This is a genomic window from Variovorax sp. Varisp46 (genome assembly GCF_059491885.1).
In genome coordinates this window covers 1,507,748-1,527,243 of the sequence record NZ_CP168515.1, presented here as the reverse complement: position 1 = coordinate 1,527,243, position 19,496 = coordinate 1,507,748, and the positions used below count along the sequence as shown (strand labels likewise).

Sequence of the window (19,496 nt, the reverse complement as noted above, 5' to 3'; positions counted from 1 at the left end):
CCAACATGCACAAAAAGATTCATCTTCTGGCTTCGGCCTTCGTCGCTCTCTCCACTGTCCTGGGGCTTCCGTCTGCGGTGCAGGCGCAGACCAAGCCGCTCCTGATCGGCCAGACCTACGTGCAGACGGGGCCGCTGGCGTCCCTGTCGCCCGAGCCCCTGCTCGGCATCCGTGCCATGTTCGCCGCGGTGAACGCGAACGGCGGCATCAACGGCCGGCCGGTCGAGCTGCGCCAGCTCGACGACGCCTACGACCCGGCCAAGGGCGCCGAGAACGTCAAGACCTTCGTGAAGGATGGCGCCATCGGCGTGCTGATGCCCATCGGCACTTCGTCGTCGATCGGCGCGATCAAGGCGGCCAACGAACTCAAGGTTCCCGTCGTCGGGCCCTACTCGGGTTCTGGCCCGGTGGTGAAGCCCACCGAATACGGCTTCCCGGTGCGCATCAGCTTCGACGAGGAATACAGCCGCATCGTGAACCACCTCTACACGATCGGCCTCTCGCGCATCGCCTTCGCCCACAACGACAACCCGGGCGCACGGTCGGCGCTGGAAAGCACGCAGAAGTTCATTGCCGAGCGCGGCGAGAAGATGGCCGGCAGCGTGGCGATCAAGAACGACGGCTCCGACGCCGCCGAGCGCGCCGCCGAGCTGGCCAAGCTCAAGCCCAAGGCGGTGGTGCTGGCAGCCACCAACGAGGTGGCGGCGAAGTTCATCACGGCCTACCGCGCGACGGGCGGCGAGACGGCCTTCTATTCGTTCTCCTTCCTGAACGGGCAGAAGCTGTTCCAGGACATCAAGAAGGACGCTGCCGGGGTGGTCATCTCGCAGGTCGTTCCCTATCCGTGGAACAGCGCAATGCCGGTGATCGCCGAGTACCAGGCGGCCATGAAGAAGATCGGAGCGACCGAGTTCGGCTATGCCAGCCTCGAAGGCTATGTCGCGGCGAAGGTCATGGTCGAAGGCCTGAAGCGCGCCGGGGCGAACCCGACGCCGGAATCGCTGCAGAAGGGCCTGGAGTCGTTCAAGACGCTCGACATCGGCGGCATTGCGGTGTCGTACCGGCCCGGCGAGCACCGCGGCCTCACCTTCTCCGAGCTGTCGATGCTGAAGGCCGACGGGCGCTACCTGCGCTGAGGGCCTTGCCTGCCGCTGGCCCCGACAGGTTCCAGGCCGAAACCTGTCGGCGCAGAATTTCGTCCGTGACGACGCCTTTCACGAACGAACCCCACCTCCCCGCTTTCACGCGCGCCCGGCTGCTGCGTGCGAGCGTCGCACTTTGCGCTGGCGCCGCGCTCCCCTCCTTCGCCCAGCAACAAGGCAGGCCTGCGATGAAGATGAACACCCGCCCCCTCCCCTCCACCCAGGAGGCCCTGCCCGTGATCGGCTGCGGCACCTGGATCGGCTTCGACCAGCGCCCCGGCAGCGAGGAATACGCGCGCCTGCCCGGCGTGCTCGACGCCCTGTTCGCGGCCGGCGGCACGGTGATCGACAGCTCGCCGATGTACGGCCGCTCCGAGGAGACCACCGGCGAGCTGCTGGCCGCCTCGAAGCAGCAGGGCAAGGCCTTTCTCGCCACCAAGGTCTGGACCTCGGGCCGCGAGGCCGGCATCGCGCAGATGGAGCAGTCCTTCGCGCGGCTGCGCACGCAGCGCATGGACCTGATGCAGGTGCACAACCTCGTCGACTGGCGCACGCACCTCGCCACGCTGCGCGGCTGGAAGGAACAGGGCCGCGTGCGCTACATCGGCATCACGCACTACACCGCCTCGGCCTACGGCGAGGTCGAAGCGGTGCTGAAGGCCGAGAAGCTCGACTTCCTGCAGATCAACTACTCGCTCGACGCGCGCGAGGCCGAGCAGCGCCTGCTGCCGCTGGCCGCCGAGCGCGGCGTGGCGGTGATCGTCAACATGCCCTTCGGCGGCGGCGGGCTGCTGCGCCGGCTGCGCGACAAACCGCTGCCGCCCTGGGCCGCCGAGATCGGCTGCACGAGCTGGGCGCAGGTGCTGCTGAAGTTCGTGCTGAGCCACCCGGCCGTGACCTGCGCCATACCGGGCACCAGCCGCCGCGAGCACATGGCCGACAACGCGGCAGCCGGCACGGGCAGTTTTCCCGACGCGGCCTTCTGGCAGCGCGAGGCCGCCTCTATTCGAACTTGACGTTGTGCTCGCGCACCGTGGCGCCGAAGGCGTCGTACTGCGTGCGGAAGAACTCGGCGAACTTGGCGGGACTCATGCCGTAGCCCTCGAAGCCCTGCTGCACCAGCTGCGCATGCACCTCGGGGCGCTTCAACGTGTTCTGCAGCTCCTGCGAGAGCCTGTCGGTGATCTCCCGCGGCAGCCCCGGCGGTCCGAAGAAGCCGGCCCACGGCGTGATGGTGAGCTTGCCCAGCCCCAGCTCGCCGCCCGTGGGCACGTCGGGCAGGAGGCCGCTTCGCTGCGGCAGCAGCGTCACCAGCGCGCGGATGCGCCCTTCCTTCACGAAGCCCGGCGCCAGCGTGCCGGTGGTGAACATCATCTGGATCTGCCCGCCCAGCAGGTCGGTCATGGCCTGCATGTCGCCCTTGTAGCGCGCGTTGACCACCTTGCGGTCGCCCAGCAGCTGCAGCATCGCGAGCTCCGAGGCGCTGTTGCTCGACGCCGAGTTGAGCGCGCCGGGCTTCGAGGCCACCAGCGCGAGCAGCTCGTTCACGCTCTTCACCGGCAGGCTGGTGGGCACCACCAGGAACATCGAGAACTGCCCGGCCGAGCTGATCGGCGTGAAGGCCTTGAAGGGGTCGTAGGGCGGCGTCGGCCGCAACGTGGGCGCGGCCACCATCGCGGTGTTGGTGCCCATCAGCAGCGTGTAGCCGTCGGGCCTGGCCGCCGAGGTGGCCTGCGCGGCAAGCACGCCGTCGGCGCCGGGCCGGTTCTCCACGATCACCTGCTGGCCGAGTTGCTTGGCCAGCCCCTCCGCGATGATGCGCGTGAGCACGTCGGCCCCGCCGCCGGCCGCGAAGCCGACGATCAGCTTCAGCGGCTTGTTGGGAAAGGCATCGGCGCTCCATGCGGCCGTGCCGGGCAAGGCAGTCGCGGCGAAGGCCGCCAGGGTCAGGGTTCTGCGTCGCATGAGAGGCTCCTTCAGAAGAGATGGCGCACACCGAATTCCCAGCCGGTCGAGCGCTGCCCGGCTCCGGGCGCCACGCCGCCGCTGACCATGTAGCGCGCCTGCCCGCTGTTCATGAGCCGCGCGTAGGTGCCGTAGAGCGCGGTGCGCCTGGAGAGGTTGTGCACGTAGCCGATGCCGAACTGCCGCGCGTCGTCGCGGTTGCGCGGCATGCCGTTGGCGTTGCGCAGGCTCTCGTCGCTGCGGTCGTCGAGGTAGGCGTAGCTGATGCGGATGCGCCCCACCTCGAAGGCCGGGATGTGCGCGCCGATCTCGGCCGTGTTCTTGCGCACCGTGCCGGCCGCCAGCTTCACCGTCACCTTGTTGTAGAGCGCGAAGAACTTGGCGAAGCCCGCGTCCCACGAGCCGCCGATGTTGGCGTGCGTGTAGTTGCCGATGGTGGCGGTGGCATTGAATTTCGAACGCGTGACGGCCGCCGCCACGTCGAAGGCGCCCGATGCGAAGCCGAAGCGCGCGCCGGCGAAGTTGCCGTCGTGGCGGTTCGCCAGGGTGGAATCGTTCTCGCCGGTGCCCACCATCGCCATGCCGTAGAAGCCGCCGAGGTTCGGCGGAAGCCAGTAGCTCACGGTGTTGCTGCCGGTGATGGTGGTAGGCAGCGGCCCGGTGCCCACGGCCGCGAAGGTCAGGTTGCCCGCGCGCGCCACGCCGTTGGCGTTGAAGGGGTCGAAGTAGATGCTGTTGTAGTGCGTGGGAATGAAATCGTGGCCCAGCCGCAGCTCGCCCAGCGTGTCCGACGAAAGGCTCACGAAGGACATGCGGTCGAAGGTGATCGGCCCCGCCGTGCCCGCGCCGCTCGCCTGGTTGTTGCTGTTGCTCGGGCGGCCGGTGCCGGTGTCGGGGTTCAGGCTGCCTTCGAGCCAGAAGCCCGCGCGCAGGCCGCCGCCCAGGTCCTCGGTGCCGCGAAAGCCGAGCCGGCTGGTGGAGAGCCCGCCGTTCGACAGCGCCTTCACCGAGCCGCCGCCGGTGCCGTTCGTGTACTGGATGCCGAGGTCCATCACGCCGAACACGGTGACGCTCGACTGCGCGTGCGCCACGCCGGTGCCGGCCAGTCCCAGCGCCGACCACATCAAGATTCTCTTCATGGTTTCCTTGTCTCCTGCTTCTTCTCTTCGGTTGAAAAACTCGGAACACGCGCAGGGCTGCGCCACCGGGTGCGCTCGGGTGTGCGCACCGGTTGGCGAAGGCCGGGGGGTGAAAAAGGTCTAGCTCGAGGGCTCGGGCCGCTCGGTGCGCACGAGCACGGCGCCCTTCGAGAGCGGCCCCACGTTGCGCCGGTACTGCTGCAGCCAGCCGGTGTCATGCACCGGCGGCGGCGCCTGCCAGCCGTCGCGGCGCGCCTGCAGCTCGGCGTCCGTCAGGTCGATGTCGAGGCGGCGCGCGTCGAGGTCGATGGTGATGGTGTCGCCGTCGCGCACCAGCCCCAGTGGTCCGCCGAGCGCGGCTTCGGGCGACACCTCGGCCACCACCAGCCCCTTGCAGACCAGGCCCGAGAGATGGCCGTCGGTCAGCAGCGCCACCTGGTCGCCCAGCCCCGCGCCGTCGACGGCGAAGACCACGCGCGACGCGCCGCCGCCCATGGCCGGGCCGCCGCAGGCACCGGCGCCGCGCATTACGATCACCTGGCCGGGCACGATCTCGCCCTTCTTCAGCGCGGCGATGGCGGCGTCCGAAGTCCAGAAGCACACGGCCGGGCCGGTGAAGCGCCGCACCTTGCGCTCGGCGATGCCGGTCTTGATGAGGCCCGACTCGGGTGCGAGGTTGCCGCGCAGCAGCACGATGGCCGGCAGCGGTGCCACCGGGCGGCCGATGGGGCGGATCACTTCGGCGTTCGCCACCTTGGCATCGCGCAGGTTGTCGGCGACCGTGCCGCCGGTGACGGTGCGTGCGCCGGTGTCCAGCAGCGGCTCGAGCTGCTTCATCAGCGCGCGGCAGCCGCCCGCCGCCTCGAAGGCTTCGATCGAATGCGCGCCGATGGGCCGCACACCGGCCAGCACCGGCGTCTCGGGGCCCAGGCGCTCGAACATGCCGTACACGTCGACGCCGCTCTCGCCCTCCGTAGCCACCGCCTGCAGGTGCTTGGCGGTGTTGAGCGAGCCGCCGATGGACAGCACCGCGCGCACCGCGTTGGCGAAGGCGCCGGGCGTGAGAATGTCGCGCGGCTTCAGGTCGTCCCACACCATCTGCACGATGCGCGTGCCGGCCGCGCGCACGTCGGCCATCATCTTCGGGCTCAGCGCAGCCACCGGCGCGCTGCCGGGCAGCGCCATGCCGAGCGCCTCGCAGACGATGTGCATCGAGTTCGCCGTGCCCAGGCCCGAGCACACGCCGGGGCCGCGAATCGCCTCGCGGCTCATGCCCACGAGTTCTTCCACCGGCAGGTTGCCGGTGACCGCATGCATCGCGCCGATGAACACCTCCTCGATGTCCATGTGATGGCCCTTGTACTCGCCGCTGGGCTGGTAGCCGCAGGGCACGAGCAGCGTCGGTATGTTCAGCCGCGCGGCCGCCATGAGCTGGCCCGGCACGGTCTTGTCGCACGAGGTAAGGCAGACCATGCCGTCGAGCTGCGCACCTTCGACGGCCACCTCGATGTCGTTGGTGACGAGGTCGCGCGCCGCCAGCATGTAGGCGCCGCGCGCGCCGGCACCGGTGATGAAGTCACTGGGCGCGGCCGTGCGGATCTCGAAGGGCACTCCGCCCGCAGCGCGGATGGCGTCCTTGATCTCGGCCGCCACGCGGTCGAGATGGCTGAAGCAGGCGGCCAGCTCGGAGGAGCTGTTGACGATGGCGATCTTGGGCTTCTCGCAGTCCTCCTCCGGAATGCCGAGCGCGCGCCAGTGGGCGTTGCGCACGGACCAGAGGTAGGAGCCGCGCGGGAAGTTGCTGCGTAGCGGTCGGGTCATGCGGCACCTTCCTGTTTCTTCTTCGTGATCTCGACCACGCCGCGGTCGGCGTCCACTCGCACCCAGTCGCCGGTCTCGATGCATTCGAGCGGATCGCGCTCGAAGTCGGTCATCGAAGGCGCGTGCGTGACCACGGCGCCCAGTGCCATCTTGGTCGTCATCTCGTTGAACAGGAACGCGGCCGGCGCCGAGTTCATGAGCCGCGTCATGTGGAACATGGCCGACCAGCCCGAGGAGCCCTTGGCCCCCGGGAACACCAGCACCTTGCCGGCAAAGCTCTGGCCGCGCAGTTCGTGCCGGGTCTCGATGACGGTGCCGGTGCGCGGATCGATGCCGCCCCAGCCCGAGATGCGGTCGCGCGTGACCAGCGCCTCGCCTTCGGCCACGCCTCCCACCACCTTGCGGCCGCGGATGACGATGGTTGCTTCGCTCATGACTTCGGCGCTCATGCGTAGGCTCCGTTCCAGCGGCCCGTGCAGGCTGCATCGATGCATTCGGCCGTGCTGCCGAACCAGGCCTGCACGCCGAGGATGGCGGGCAGGTAATGGGCCTGCTTGGCCGAGTCGAGCGCCACGGTCTTCGTGCCCTTGGGCACGGCGCGGCTCATGGCGGAGCAGCTGTCGCCCATGATGATGCCGCCCGCGTCCTCGATGATCTTCGTGTAGCCGTTGCGGTCGGCCAGCGCCTTGATGGCGCGCGGCGTGAAGATCCACAGCTCGCAGTCGGGGTGCACCTTGCGGCCCTCGATGAGCTGCGCGGCCTCCCATATCTGCTCGATGGTGTAGTGCGGGCAGCCCAGCATCACGTACTGCACCTCGGCGTCTTTGGCGGTGATGTTGATCTTCTCGTAGGTGGCGCGGCGCTCGGCCTCGCCGTAGCGCAGCACCTGCGCCGGGGCGCGCCCGCCCAGTGCCTGTTCGAGCGTGAGCGCCTCGGGCGTGACGCCCGCGATGTGATACATCTCCACGCCGCCCGAGGAGGAGGCCGCCGCGCCGAAGTGCTTGAGCCTCGGCAGGTTCGGCACCCGCGAGATGCCGCACCGGCTGTGCACCACCGGCACGCGCTCCTGCACATGCTCGCCGATGTAGTAGCCGAGCAGGCCCCAGTCCTGCACCGACTCGACCTCGATGTCGAGCTCGACCACGTGCGTCGCACGGCGGTTCTCGTTGAGGTGGTAGCCCCAGTAGGGAATGCGGCCGGTGAGCATGGCGGCGCCGGTGCTCTCGCGTCCTTCGGTGTTGGTGCGCGCGCCCAGCACCGAATTGCAATAGACCACCGCCGAAGATTCCATCCACGCGCAGTGCTCGCCGCGCGTCGGGATGTTGCCCACCTGGTAGGGCGTGCAGGTGTTCATGATCTGCGCGCCGAGGCCGGCTGCGTGGCGCTCGCTCTTCTCGTAGAAGCGCACGATCTCCTCGCTCACGCCCATGCGCTCGGGCTGGCCGGGGTCGAAGCCCAGCTGCAGGTGGCTGGTGAAGACCTTGAACTTCGGGATCTCGACCGTTTCCTGGCTGTCGAGGCTGAATTCGGAGAACACCGCATCCATGCCGCCGCCCTTGGCGAGCGCGAAGTCGCGCTGGAAGGGCGTGGTCGAGGTGATGGTGGCGCAGACATTGTGCGTCTCCACCAGCCGCTCGGCGCCGAGGGCTTCGCCGTAGCGCACCAGCAGATCCATCGCCTTCTGCACGGCCGGGCCGTCGCGGCCGTCGTACATGGCCTTTTCTTCATCGCTCAGGTGCATGACCTGTGTCTCCGTTCTTCTGTGTCGTGGGGAATGAACCCCGGCCGGGACTGCTAGCCCGGCGAGGGTGTAGGTACGTGGCCGCCGATGTCGCGCGCGATGCTCAGCGCGATGTCGTGCAGGCGCGGCGCGAGTTCGTTGCGCAGCCGCTCCTCGGTGAAGACGAAGGCGGCGCCGCCGCCGTTGAGCGCCATCACCTCGCCGTCGGGTCCGATGAGCGGCACCGACACCGAGTTGATCTCGCGGTGGAACTCGCCGAGCGAGAGGCAGTAGCCCAGCCGCTTCGACTCGCCGATGGCGCGGTTCATGCCGGGCGCGATGCTGTCCCACTCGGGGCCGCGCAGCAGGCGCATCGAATCGATGAGCTGATTGCGCTGGGCCTCGGGCAACGCCGAAAGGTACGAGCGGCCGAGCGCCGAGTTGGCCAGCGGCGCACGTGAGCCCACGTCCAGCCGCGCCGAAAGCATCGACGAGCGGGGGCGGCAGGCTTCGATCAGCACCATCTCCATGCCGTCGCGCACGGCCAGGTAGACCGAGGCGCCGACTTCTTCCGCCATCGCCTGCATGCTGGGCCGCGCGGCGGCGCGCACGTCGAGGCTGCCGAGGAACACGCGCGACAGCGACACCACGCCCGGCCCGAGCATGAAGCGGTCCGCCGCCTGCGCGGGCTTGAGCATGCCCAGCGAGAGCAGCGTGGCGACCAGCCGGTTGACGGTGGGGCGCGGAATGCCGGTGATGCGTGCAATGTCGGCATGGCCCAGCACCGGGCGTTCTTCGCTGAAGCAGCGCAGCACGGAGATGCCGCGCTCCAGCGCGCTCACCGTGTCGGAACGCTCGCCGCGCACATCGGCCGGCTCGGCCGCGGAAAAGGAGCTGTCGTTTTTTTCAGTGGACATGGAGGAATCCTTCGCGAGACTCTCCAATGTAGAGGCTCGCGAACGCAGGGTTGCCGGGTTCATGGCCTTGCGCGTGCGTCAGGCACCGGCCTCGGCCGTGGCCAGCGAAGCGCTGTCGCCCTGCCCGGCGCCGGCACCGGCGCGCAGGTACACGCCCTGCTCCAGCAGCGCGGACTGCAGCGCGCCCACGTCGACGAAGCGCGGAGCGATGTCGCCGCGCGAAGCCAGCGCCGCCGCCACGCCCGCCGCCTGGCCTGTGATCCAGCACTGCGGGATCTCGCGCATGAAGCCGTGCGAGTTACGGTCGCAGGAGATGTGGCGCCCGCAGGCCAGCAGGCCGTCGAGCTGCCTGGGCACCAGCGCACCGTAGGGAATGGAGATGTTCGGGAACTTGGGCGAGACGGCGGGCGACACGCCGATCTCGTCGGCCAGCGGCACGCCGTCGGGCCACTGGCTGCGCAGCACCGAGCCCACGCCGACAAGGCGCCGCGCATGGCGCACGCCGATCTGCGGCGCGCTCAGCATCAGGTAGGCGTTCTCGAAGCCCGGCGCATGGGCGCGGAAGTAGTCCAGGTGCGCGGCCATGGCGCGGTGCGAGCGTACCTCCACGGCGGTGAGGTCGTCCACGTCGAGCGCCGAGTAGCCCGACTGGCGCGGCCCCATGAAGAGCGCCACGTCGTTGCGCCACGACACGAAGGGCCGCTCGAACAGGCCGCACTGCTCGCGCCCGCCCGCCATGAAGGCGGTGAAGGCCTCGGGCTTGCCCGCCTTGAACTCGATCCAGCGGTTCATGTCCACGCCGCCGAAGAGCCACGAGGTGTTCATGCAGTGATGCACGTCGGCCTCCTCGATGTCGTTCACGTACTCGGCGCCGGCGCGGGCGAACAGGTCGCCGTCGCCGGTGGCGTCGACCACCACGTCGGCCATGATGGCCATGCGGCCTTCCTTGCTCTCGAACACCACGCCCTTCACCGCGCCGTCCTGCACGATGGGAATGGCCGCCCACGAGTGGTAGATGAGCTTGACCTTGCGCTCCAGCACGATCTCCTGCGAGAACAGTTTCAGCCGCTCGGGGTCGATGGTGGGCGACCAGGTGACGACGCCGTGGTAGGCGGCGGTGCGCTGCGACCAGTGCGCGGCCTTGGCGGCGTCCTGCGAGCCCCAGTCCTCGCGTGCCGGGCCGGCGATGGCCTCGGCCGGCAGGCGGTCGAACAGCTCTTCGGCGAAGCCGCGGATCACCAGCTTGCCTTCCCAGTCGGTCATGCGGTCGATCCAGATGACCAGGCCACCGGTCGAGAGGCCTCCCAGGTGGTTGTAGCGCTCCAGCAGCGCCACGTCGGCGCCCGCACGGGCAGCGGCGGCAGCGGCGGCGGTGCCCGAGGGGCCGCCGCCCACCACCAGCACGCCGCAGCGGTGATAGACCGGGATGCTCTTGCCGGGCTCGGCCCAGCTGCCGTGGTCAGGCCGCTTGACGCGGCTGTCGCGGTCGAAGATGTCGGAGGACAGGATGCGCTCGTCGGTACGGACGACAGTTTTCATGAATGCGTTCTCGGCTTGGCTTGTTTCTTCGTATTTTGATTTCACTTTCCATTTTGTCAAACAAAATGCGAGATTGTTTGGGGTATTCCCTAGTTAATATGGATTTTTATGGATTTCAAGATCAATATTAAAGAAGCATTCCAACGGAGACATCGATGAAGAAACCCCACGGCACCCGCCGTGCCTTCGGCTCGGCCCTCGGCGCCGCAGCCCTTCTGGGCCTCGCGCCACTGGCACTCGCGCAAGACTTCCCGGTGCGCGGCAAGCCCATCCGCATCGTCGTGGGCTTCACGCCCGGCGGCGGCACCGACGCGCAGGCGCGCATCGTTGCGCAGAAGCTCGGCGAGGTGCTCGACACCAGCGTGATCGTGGACAACAAGCCCGGCGCCAGCACCATGCTGGCGGCCAACGAGGTGTCGCGCGCCCAGCCCGACGGCTACACGCTGCTGTACGCGCCCTCGTCCACCATGGCGCAGAACCCGCACACCTTCGCGCAGGTGCCCTACGACCCGTTCAAGGACTTCACCGCCATCTCGATGGGCGGGCGCGGGCCGCTGGTGCTGTCGCTGAGCACCAGCGTGCCGGTGAACAACGTGAAGGAACTGGTGGCCTACGTGAAGGCGCACCCGGGCAAGGTGAGCTACGCCTCCTTCGGCGCGGGCACCTCCTCGCACATCTACGGCGAGGCCTTCGTGAAGAAGACCGGCATCGACGCGGTGCACATCCCGTACAAGGGCGGCTCCGACGCGGCGAAGGACCTGATCGGCGGGCGCGTGCAGTACATGTTCGACTCGGCCTCCTCGGCCATCATCACCGCCTCCACAGGCAAGGTGAAGATCCTCGCGGTGGCGGCCAATGCGCGCATCGCCGCGCTGCCCGACGTGCCCACCTTCGCCGAGCAGGGCTACGCCGGGCTCGACCTGCCGAGCTGGCTGGGCTTCTACGGCCCGGCGCGCATGTCGGCGCCGGTGGTCGAGAAGCTAAACACCGCGCTGGCGAAGGTGCTGGCGATGCCGCAGGTGCGCGAGTTCTACCGCAGCGGCGGCTACGAGGCCGGCTCCACCACGCCGGCGGAGTTCGCCAGCATCACGCGCTCGACCTACGACAGCTGGGGCGCGATGGTGCAGCAGGTGGGGTTCGTCAAGCAATGAGCGGCGGGCCTGTTTCTCTTCGCCGCCGCCGCGTTGCCGGCTGGCTCGCGCTCGGCGCGGCCATGCCTCCGCTGCACGTGCATGCCGCCGCGCCCTTTCCGGACAAGGGCCGCACCATCCGCATCGTGCTGGGCCTGGCGGCCGGCGGCGCCTCGGACGCGCAGGCGCGCTTCGTCGCCAACAAGCTCGGCGAGGTGCTGCAGACGCCGGTGATCGTGGAGAACCGGCCGGGCGCGAGCTTCATCCTCGCGACGGAGGAAGTCATCCGCGCCGCGCCCGACGGCTACACCTTCATGTACGCGCCCTCCTCCGTGGTGGCGCAGAACCCGCAGACGCTGGCGCAGGTGCGCTACGACCCGTTCAAGGACCTGACGCCGATATCGCTCGGCGCGCGCGGCCCGCTGGTGCTGACCGTGCACGCGAGCGTGCCGGCGCGCACGGTGCAGGAGCTGGTGGCGTACATCAAGGCCAACCCGGGGAAGATGAGCTATGCCTCCTTCGGCACCGGCACCTCCTCGCACATCTACGGCGAAGCCTTCGCGCGGCAGGCCGGGCTGGACGTGGTGCATGTGCCGTACAAGGGCGGCGCCGACGCGGCCAAGGACTTTCTAGCAGGCCGCGTGCAGTACTACTTCGACGCCGCGCCCAACGCCATCCAGAACACCGCCACCGGCAAGGTGCGCATGCTCGCGGTGGCCGCGCCCAGGCGCAGCCCGATGCTGCCCGACGTGCCCACCATGGGCGAACAGGGCGTGAGCGGTGTCGACATGCCGAGCTGGCTGGGCTTCTACGGGCCGGCGCGCATGCCGGCGCCGGTGGTCGAGAAGCTCAACGCCGCGCTGGCGCAGGTGCTGGCGATGCCGGCCACGCGCGACTTCTTCCGCCAGGGCGCCTACGAGGCCGAGTCGTCGAGCCCGAAGCAGCTGGCCGACCTGACGCGCGCGACCTACGACCAGTGGGGCGACATCATCCGCAAGCTGGGGCTGGTGAAGCAGCCCCAGTAAGTCAGGCTCAGCGGAAGAACTCCACGAGCCGCGCGTTGACCTCGTCGGCGCGCTCGTACTGCGCCCAGTGCCCGGCGCCGTCGATCACCACGCCTTCGCGCGCCGGCCCTTCCGAGGCCAATTGCGCCACCAGCGGACGCGGATCGGCCGTGACGTCGAACTCACCCCACAGCAGCAGCGTCGGCACGCTCATGGTGCCGATCGCCTGCTGCAGCCCGCCCGACTGCGACACCTCCTTGCTGCGAAAGCGCGTGCCATGGCAGGAGATGTCGTGGATCTCGAAGGCCAGCGCATCGATGGCTGGCTCGTCGTGCAGCATCAGCGCGCCCAGGTTGTGCAGCAGTGCGGCACGCTCTTCGTCGCGGTTGGGCGCGGCGCGCCAGTTGATCATCTTCGCCGTCATGCGCCGCAGCGTGCCGTGGCCGCCGCTGCCGATCAGCGCGAAGCGGCGCACCGCCCCGCGCCCGGCCCCGAAGCGCGCGGCCGTCAGACCGCCGAAGGAGAAGCCGCCGAGGTCGATGACGGTACCCGCGCCGATGAGCTGGTCGAGCGTGCCACCGAGCGCGGCCAGCAGCGGCTGCAGCGGGTCTTCGCCCGGCGCCACGCGCGGCAGCGCATCGGATTCGTTGAAACCCGGCATGTCGGGCAGCCACAGCGTGCGGCCGGCCGAGAGCGCCTCGGCATTGCGCAGCCAATGCATCCAGCTGCCGTGGCCGCCGTGCAGCAGCACCAGCGGGGGCTTCGTCGCGTCGGTGCCGAAGCGGCGCCAGCGCACGCGCACGCCCTCGTGCACCGGGTCGTGGTGGGTGGAGAGTGCGTCGATGCGCGCGATGAGGTCGCGTGCCCCGGCCTGCGGTGTCGTCATGGCAGCATCCGCTGGAGTTCGGCCTCGCCATCGAGGAACTGGTGCTTGAGCGCACCCAGCACGTGCAGCCCGAAGAGCACGTACAGCACATAGCCCGCCCAGGCGTGCACGCCGCCCAGCACGGTGTGCCAGGTTTCCTTCACGGCAGGCTCGATGGCCATGATCCAGCCGATGCGCGGCCATTCGAACAGGCCGAAGAGCTGCATCGGGTGGGTGGCCGCGTCCTTCCAGGCCGAGTCGTGCATCCAGCCCGACAGCGGCAGCAAAACCATCACAAGGTATAGCGCGCCATGGGCCGCATGCGCCGCGAACCGTTCGAGCGCACCGTACGAGCCCGGCATGGGTGGCGGTTTATGCGTGGCGCGCCAGAGGAGCCGCAGGATCACGAGGCCCAGCACGGTGATGCCGATCGACTTGTGGGTGTCGACGGCCGGGCGCACCCAGTCGTCGGGGTAATGGTCGACCAGCAGGATCAGGACGATGTTGGCGATCATGAGCACCGCGACCAGCCAGTGCAGCACGATGGCGGTTCGGGTGTAGCGAGTTTGTGCGAGCATGCGGGGAATTTTCGGGCGTGAGGCGACTCAGTCGAAGGCGCGTGCGATTGTCCCGGCTTTGCCCGGGATTTTCGAAACCGCAGGCCGAGTTTTTGCGTATCGACGAACGACCGACTGTCGCCCCGGGGCACCTTCACTTGAACGATTCTCTCCAACGCGCCTTCGCGGCCGCATCGCCGCGCCTGTCGCCCCCCAATACTCCGCTGCGAAGCTGGCTCATCCACGGCGGCGTGCTCGTGCTGTGGGCGCTGCTCTTCGCCATGGCCTTCAAGTTCGGCAACGTCGCCGCATGGTCGGTGGGCGTGGCCTATGTGCTGTACGACACGGTACTGCTGCTGTTCGTGGCGTGGATGACGCTGCCGATCCTGCGGCCGCGCCCCCTGCCCGCTGTCGCAAGCGCGACCCGGCGCGACACGCTGGGCGTGATCGTCGCCTCGCACAACGAGGCCGCCGTGCTGCCTGTGACGCTGGCCGCCCTGCTCGGCCAGACCGACCTGCCCGACCGCATCGTGATCGCCGACGATGGTTCGACCGACGGCACGGCCGAGCTGCTGACCACGCGCTACGGGCTCGTCGCGCCGGCCCCGGGCGAGTTGAGCGCGCCCAGCACGACACATCCTTCTCTTTTCTGGTTGCGCCTGCCGCATGGCGGCAAGGCGGCCGCGCTGAACGCGGCCATCCTGCGTATCGACACCGACACCGTGCTCACGGTCGATGGCGACACGCTGCTCGACAGCCAGGCCATCGGCGCCGTGCGCCGGGCGTTCTCCGAAGAGCCCAACCTCGTGGCCGCCACCGGCGTCATCATCCCGGTGTGCAGCCGCACGCTGGCCGGGCGCTGCTTCCAGTGGTTCCAGACCTACGAGTACATCCGCAACTTCCTCTCGCGCTACGCGTGGATGCGCGTCAACGGGCTGCTGCTGATCTCGGGCGCCTTCGCCGGCTTTCGCACCGGCGCTGTGCGCGCCGTGGGCGGCTTCGACACGGACTGCCTGGTGGAAGACTACGAGCTCATCCACCGCCTGCACCGCCACGCCCAGGCCCACGGCCTGCCGTGGACGGTGCGCGTGCTGGGCGACGCGCAGGCCCACACCGATGCGCCCAGCAGCACGGGCGCCTTCCTGCGCCAGCGCCGCCGCTGGTTCGGCGGCTTCCTGCAGACGCAGTTCTGGTACCGCGCCATGGTTGGCGACCGGCGCTATGGCTGGCTCGGCGTTGCGATGCTGCCGGTGAAGGCCATCGACACGCTGCAGCCGCTCTACGGCCTTGCGGCCTTCGGGCTGCTGCTGGTGTATCTGGTGCGCGGCAACTTCGGCGTGCTCGCGCCGGTGGCCGGCGTGATCGGCGCGAAGATCGTGCTCGACCTCGTCTTCCACCTGTGGTCGGTGTTCCTGTACCGGCGCTGGATAGGCCACAGCAGCGAAGCCAACATGGTGCAGGCCTTCCTGGCCGCGCTGGTCGAGCCCTTCACCTTCCAGATACTGCGCCACACGGGCGCGGCCTGGGGCTGGTGGATGTTCCTGACCGGGCGCGGCACCTGGGGCCGGCAGACGCGCGTCGGGCTGGTGGATGCCGAGGGCGTGCGGCGGGGCTGAAGCCTCAGGCGCCGAAACGAAAGCTCGACACCACCAGGCCGCCCATGAAGGCATCCTCGTGGTACACGCGCTCGCCGGTCTCGCCCTCTGCCGCACCGACGGCCACCATGAGTGGAATCAGGTGCTCTTCGCGCGGATGCGCCATGCGTGCCGCCGGGGCTGAAGCCCAGTCGATCAGTCGGGCGCTGCGCCCGGCCGGCGCGCCCTGCACCACCGCGTCGTCGAGCCAGTCGTCGAAAGCCTTCGACACACCGTGCGCCTGCGGCCCGAAGTTGCGCAGGTTGTGATAGCTCAGGCCGCTGCCGACGATCAGCACGTTCTCGTCGCGCAGCGGCGCGAGCGCGCGGCCCAGCGCCAGGTGCTCGGCAGGGTCGAGCCCGCGGCGCAACGACAGCTGCACCACCGGCACGTCGGCCTTCGGGTACATCGCGGCCATTGGCGAGAACATGCCGTGGTCGTAGCCGCGCTCGGGGTCGATCTGCACCGGCAGGCCCGCCGCGGCAATCAGCGATTGCACGCGCTGCGCGAGTTCGGGCGAACCGGGCGAGCCGTAGTGCACTTCGTAGGTGTGCGCCGGAAAGCCGCCGTAGTCGTAGATCATCGGCGGCTTCGGGTTGCCTTGCACCGTGAAGACGGGCGCCTCCCAGTGCGCCGACACCATCAGGATGGCGCTGGGCGTGCGGCCTATCTGGCGCGGCATGTCGGCCAGCGAGGCGGCGAGCTGGTCGTAGGTCGGGCCCATTTCCTTTTTCATCCAGGGCCAGGGGCCGCCGCCGTGCGAGATGAAGTAGGTGGGCAGGCGCGATGAAGCGCTGGCGTTGTCGTGGGTCAAGTCGATGCTCCTTGAAGGCGTTGCATCGACTGTAGACATTTCCTGCAAGGAAATCGACGGGCTACGATGCATCGAATCAGTTCTCCACAGGAAATATTGCCATGGACCGGATGACCAGCCTGCGTGTGTTCCGCGAAGTCGTCGAGGCCGGCAGTTTCGTGGCCGCGGCCGAGCGGCTGGGCCTGTCGCCGCCGATGGCCAGCAAGCACGTGGCACAGCTCGAGAAGTCGCTCGGGGCGCGGCTGCTGCATCGCTCCAGCCGTCACCTGAGCCTGACCGAGGCCGGCACCGCCTGGTACGAGCAGAGCCGCCGCGCCCTCGACCTGCTCGATGCGGCCGAAGCCGCCATCGGCCAGGCCCACGACGCGCCGCGCGGCCAGCTCAAGGTGAGCGCGCCCGTGTGGTGCGCCACGCCGCGCTTCGCACGGGTGCTGGCCGACTATCGCGAGAAATACCCCGAGGTGCTGGTCGACATGCATCTGGAGAACCGCAAGGTCGATCTCGCCGCCGACGGCTACGACCTCGCCTTGCGCGCCACGCAGGAGCCCTCGCCCGCGTTGATCGCCCGGCCGCTGTGCCGCGTGCCTTTCTACCTCGCGGGCACGCCGGCCTGCCTGGAGCGCATGGGCGGCGCTCCCGCGCTGCCGGCCGACCTGGCGAAGCTCGGTGCCATCGTGCCGAGCTACGTGAATCTGGAGAACCTCGCGCTCAAGGGGCCGGGCGGACGGATGTTTGCGCTGCGGCTGGCGCCGGCCCTGCGCTCCGACGACACCACGCTCACGCTGCACGCGGTGCGCGCGGACATGGGCATCGCCTTCTTGCCGCTGTGGCTGATCGACGAGGACATCGCACAGGGCCGGCTGGTGCGGCTGCTGCCGGAGTTCGAGGCCGCGCCCGTCACGCTGTTCGCGGTGTACACGAGCCGGCAGTACATGTCGCCCAAACTGCGTACTTTCATCGACTTCCTGGGTGAGCGGCTCGGCAGGGATGCGCCGCTGAGCGCACCTTTGCGGGGCAAGGTCATGCCTGCGCGGCTAAAGTCCTGAGCTCTCCGGGAGACTGTTTCCTTGTTCCGCCTCTTCGAAAAACTCCTTCACCCCTACCCTGCAGCCGAACCTGCGTTGCCGCCGCAGGGCTTCGTGGCCTTTCTCTGGGCCTGCACGCACGGCGTGCGCGGCAAGATCGCCGCGATGGCCGCGCTCACCGCCGTCATGTCGATCTTCGAGGCGGCGCTGTTCGCGATCCTCGGGCGCATCGTCGACTGGCTCGGCGGGCTCGAGCCTTCGCGCCTCTGGGAAGAACGCGGCACCACGCTCATGTGGCTGGCCGCGTTCCTGGTGATCAGCATCGGCGTGGTCGCGCTGCAGACCATCGTGAAGCACCAGACGCTCGCGGTGAACCTGCCGATGCGCCTGCGCTGGAACTTCCACCGCCTGATGCTGGGCCAGAGCATGGCCTTCTACCAGGACGAGTTCGCCGGCCGCATCACGGCCAAGGTGATGCAGACCGCACTGGCCGTGCGCGACACCATCTTCGTGCTGGCCGACGTGCTGGTGGCCATGGGCGTGTACGTGGCCACCATGATCCTGCTGGTGGGCGTGCTCGACCCGCAACTGGCATGGCCCTTCCTGATCTGGCTGGCGCTTTACATCGGCTCGCTCGTGTACTTCGTGCCGCGCCTGGGCAAGGTTGGCAAGGCGCAAGCCGACGCCCGCGCGCTCATGACAGGCCGCGTGACCGACGCCTACACCAACATCGCGACCGTCAAGCTGTTCTCGCACACGCAGCGCGAGGCCGGCTTCGCGCGCGACGCGATGCGCGAATTCATGAAGACGGGCTACGGGCAGATGCGCCTCGTGAGCGCCTTCGAGATCGTCAACCACACGCTGAGCATGGGCCTCACCGCCGGCATGGCAGGGACGGCGCTGTGGCTGTGGTCGCACGGCGCGGTGGGCGTGGGTGCGGTGGCCGCGGCCACGGCGATGGCGCTGCGGCTGCAGGGCATGTCGCACTGGATCATGTGGGAGATGACCAGCCTGTTCGAGAACATCGGCACGGTGCAGGACGGCATGAAGACGCTGTCGCGCCCGCGCACCGTGCTCGACGCGCCCGGTGCCAAGACCCTGGAAGTCCCGCGCGGCGAGGTGCGCTTCGAGCGCGCGAGCTTCCGCTATGCCGATGCAGGCCGCCGCGTGATCGACGACCTGAACCTCGTGGTGAAGCCCGGCGAGAAGATCGGCCTGGTGGGCCGTTCGGGCGCGGGCAAGTCGACGCTGGTGAACCTGCTGCTGCGCTTCCATGACCTGGAGAGCGGCCGCATCCTGATCGACGGGCAGGACATCGCGCACGTCACGCAGGACTCGCTGCGCAGCCACATCGGCATGGTCACGCAGGACACCTCGCTGATGCACCGCTCGGTGGCCGACAACATCGCCTACGGGCGGCCCGACGCCACGCACGCACAGATCGAGGCGGCGGCGAAGCGGGCCGAGGCGCACGAATTCATCCAGACGCTCGGCGACGCAACCGGACGGCGCGGCTACGAGGCGCACGTCGGCGAGCGCGGCGTGAAGCTCTCGGGCGGCCAGCGCCAGCGCGTGGCCATTGCGCGCGTGATGCTGAAGGACGCGCCGATCCTTCTGCTCGACGAAGCCACCAGCGCGCTCGACTCCGAAGTCGAGGCCGCCATCCAGCAAAGCCTCTACGCGCTGATGGAGGGCAAGACCGTGATCGCGATCGCGCACCGGCTGTCGACCATCGCCGCGATGGACCGCCTGATCGTGCTCGACGAGGGCCGCGTGGTGGAAGAAGGCGACCACCGCACGCTGATGGCGCAGGGCGGGCTGTATGCGCGGCTGTGGGCGCACCAGAGCGGTGGCTTCCTGGGCGACAACCTCGAGGAAGACGAGGCGATGCGCGCCTGAACGGCGCCGGTTGCGCCTGCAAACAATCGTCACAAATGAGGCGAGCCGCCACGAGCCCCCGGGGAAACCTCCGGGCGGTGCTTCACCCGCGCCTACAGCACACGCCGCCCCCTGCCGACAGTGGTGCCACGCAGGCGGCGCAATGCTGGACCCGTCTCAACACAGAGGAGTCCTCGCGTGAATTCCATCATTTACATCGTCGGTCTGATCGTGGTGGTCGTAGCCGTGCTTTCGTTCTTCGGCCTTCGCTGAGACCGGGCACGCGCCATCGCCTCCCGCGACATGCAGAACGGGGCCGCTTGCGGCCCCGTTTCCTTCGTGGCCG

At 69.1% G+C, this 19,496-nt stretch carries 17 protein-coding genes; 7 read left to right on the top strand and 10 right to left on the bottom strand.

Going from position 1 to position 19,496, the window contains the following annotated elements:
* The first annotated feature begins 5 nt into the window (after nucleotides 1–5).
* The gene (locus ACEN9N_RS07235) at nucleotides 6–1,136 is read left to right on the top strand and encodes an ABC transporter substrate-binding protein (RefSeq protein WP_495655753.1); all 1,131 of its coding nucleotides are present in this window, start codon (nucleotides 6–8) and stop codon (nucleotides 1,134–1,136) included.
* Nucleotides 1,137–1,330: 194 nt separating this feature from the next.
* On the top strand, nucleotides 1,331–2,158 hold the full coding sequence (locus ACEN9N_RS07230; RefSeq protein ID WP_495655752.1) for an aldo/keto reductase: 828 nt from the start codon (nucleotides 1,331–1,333) through the stop codon (nucleotides 2,156–2,158).
* On the opposite strand, the gene ACEN9N_RS07225 is transcribed toward ACEN9N_RS07230, so the two are convergent.
* From ACEN9N_RS07225 to ACEN9N_RS07195, 7 genes are all read right to left on the bottom strand, one after another.
* Nucleotides 2,145–3,107 carry a Bug family tripartite tricarboxylate transporter substrate binding protein gene (locus tag ACEN9N_RS07225; RefSeq protein ID WP_495655751.1) on the bottom strand — a complete coding sequence of 321 codons (963 nt, stop codon included), beginning with the start codon at nucleotides 3,105–3,107 and terminating at the stop codon, nucleotides 2,145–2,147. The genes ACEN9N_RS07230 and ACEN9N_RS07225 overlap by 14 nt on opposite strands.
* An 11-nt stretch (nucleotides 3,108–3,118) precedes the next feature.
* Complete coding sequence (locus ACEN9N_RS07220) at nucleotides 3,119–4,246, bottom strand: porin (RefSeq protein ID WP_495655750.1); 1,128 nt, start codon at nucleotides 4,244–4,246, stop codon at nucleotides 3,119–3,121.
* Between the two features lie 120 nt (nucleotides 4,247–4,366).
* The gene (ilvD, locus tag ACEN9N_RS07215) at nucleotides 4,367–6,067 is read right to left on the bottom strand and encodes a dihydroxy-acid dehydratase (RefSeq protein WP_495655749.1); all 1,701 of its coding nucleotides are present in this window, start codon (nucleotides 6,065–6,067) and stop codon (nucleotides 4,367–4,369) included.
* Nucleotides 6,064–6,516, bottom strand: coding sequence for an aconitase X swivel domain-containing protein (locus ACEN9N_RS07210; protein WP_413312111.1), 453 nt, complete (start codon nucleotides 6,514–6,516; stop codon nucleotides 6,064–6,066). Before ACEN9N_RS07210 ends, ilvD begins: the two co-directional genes overlap by 4 nt.
* A complete protein-coding gene (locus tag ACEN9N_RS07205; RefSeq protein WP_495655748.1) occupies nucleotides 6,513–7,808 on the bottom strand; it encodes an aconitase X in 1,296 nt (431 codons plus the stop codon). Before ACEN9N_RS07205 ends, ACEN9N_RS07210 begins: the two co-directional genes overlap by 4 nt.
* Nucleotides 7,809–7,861: 53 nt before the next feature.
* Nucleotides 7,862–8,704: an IclR family transcriptional regulator gene (locus ACEN9N_RS07200; protein WP_413312114.1), complete on the bottom strand. Its 843-nt coding sequence runs from the start codon at nucleotides 8,702–8,704 to the stop codon at nucleotides 7,862–7,864.
* A gap of 78 nt (nucleotides 8,705–8,782) precedes the next feature.
* Complete coding sequence (locus tag ACEN9N_RS07195) at nucleotides 8,783–10,243, bottom strand: FAD-dependent oxidoreductase (RefSeq protein WP_495655747.1); 1,461 nt, start codon at nucleotides 10,241–10,243, stop codon at nucleotides 8,783–8,785.
* A 155-nt stretch (nucleotides 10,244–10,398) separates the two neighbouring features.
* Between ACEN9N_RS07195 and ACEN9N_RS07190 the strand changes: the two genes are divergently transcribed.
* A complete protein-coding gene (locus ACEN9N_RS07190; RefSeq protein WP_495655746.1) occupies nucleotides 10,399–11,394 on the top strand; it encodes a Bug family tripartite tricarboxylate transporter substrate binding protein in 996 nt (331 codons plus the stop codon).
* Complete coding sequence (locus ACEN9N_RS07185; RefSeq protein ID WP_495655745.1) at nucleotides 11,391–12,398, top strand: Bug family tripartite tricarboxylate transporter substrate binding protein; 1,008 nt, start codon at nucleotides 11,391–11,393, stop codon at nucleotides 12,396–12,398. Before ACEN9N_RS07190 ends, ACEN9N_RS07185 begins: the two co-directional genes overlap by 4 nt.
* Nucleotides 12,399–12,405: 7 nt before the next feature.
* Here ACEN9N_RS07185 and ACEN9N_RS07180 read toward each other — a convergent pair whose 3' ends face one another.
* Nucleotides 12,406–13,263 (bottom strand): alpha/beta fold hydrolase, encoded by an 858-nt coding sequence (locus ACEN9N_RS07180; protein WP_495655744.1) that lies wholly within the window; start codon nucleotides 13,261–13,263, stop codon nucleotides 12,406–12,408.
* Nucleotides 13,260–13,820, bottom strand: a complete 561-nt coding sequence (locus ACEN9N_RS07175) for a cytochrome b (RefSeq protein ID WP_007834631.1) — start codon at nucleotides 13,818–13,820, stop codon at nucleotides 13,260–13,262. The genes ACEN9N_RS07180 and ACEN9N_RS07175 overlap by 4 nt, the downstream gene beginning before the upstream one ends.
* A gap of 137 nt (nucleotides 13,821–13,957) precedes the next feature.
* On the opposite strand from ACEN9N_RS07175, the gene ACEN9N_RS07170 reads away from it, so the two are divergent.
* A complete protein-coding gene (locus ACEN9N_RS07170; protein ID WP_495655743.1) occupies nucleotides 13,958–15,415 on the top strand; it encodes a glycosyltransferase family 2 protein in 1,458 nt (485 codons plus the stop codon).
* Nucleotides 15,416–15,419: 4 nt separating this feature from the next.
* Here ACEN9N_RS07170 and ACEN9N_RS07165 read toward each other — a convergent pair whose 3' ends face one another.
* Nucleotides 15,420–16,247, bottom strand: coding sequence for a DODA-type extradiol aromatic ring-opening family dioxygenase (locus ACEN9N_RS07165; protein ID WP_413312133.1), 828 nt, complete (start codon nucleotides 16,245–16,247; stop codon nucleotides 15,420–15,422).
* Between the two features lie 101 nt (nucleotides 16,248–16,348).
* Here ACEN9N_RS07165 and ACEN9N_RS07160 point away from each other — a divergent pair, with 101 nt between their 5' ends.
* On the top strand, nucleotides 16,349–17,293 hold the full coding sequence (locus ACEN9N_RS07160; RefSeq protein WP_495655742.1) for a LysR family transcriptional regulator: 945 nt from the start codon (nucleotides 16,349–16,351) through the stop codon (nucleotides 17,291–17,293).
* Nucleotides 17,294–17,314: 21 nt separating this feature from the next.
* Complete coding sequence (locus tag ACEN9N_RS07155) at nucleotides 17,315–19,171, top strand: ABC transporter ATP-binding protein (protein WP_495655741.1); 1,857 nt, start codon at nucleotides 17,315–17,317, stop codon at nucleotides 19,169–19,171.
* Nucleotides 19,172–19,496 lie beyond the last annotated feature (325 nt).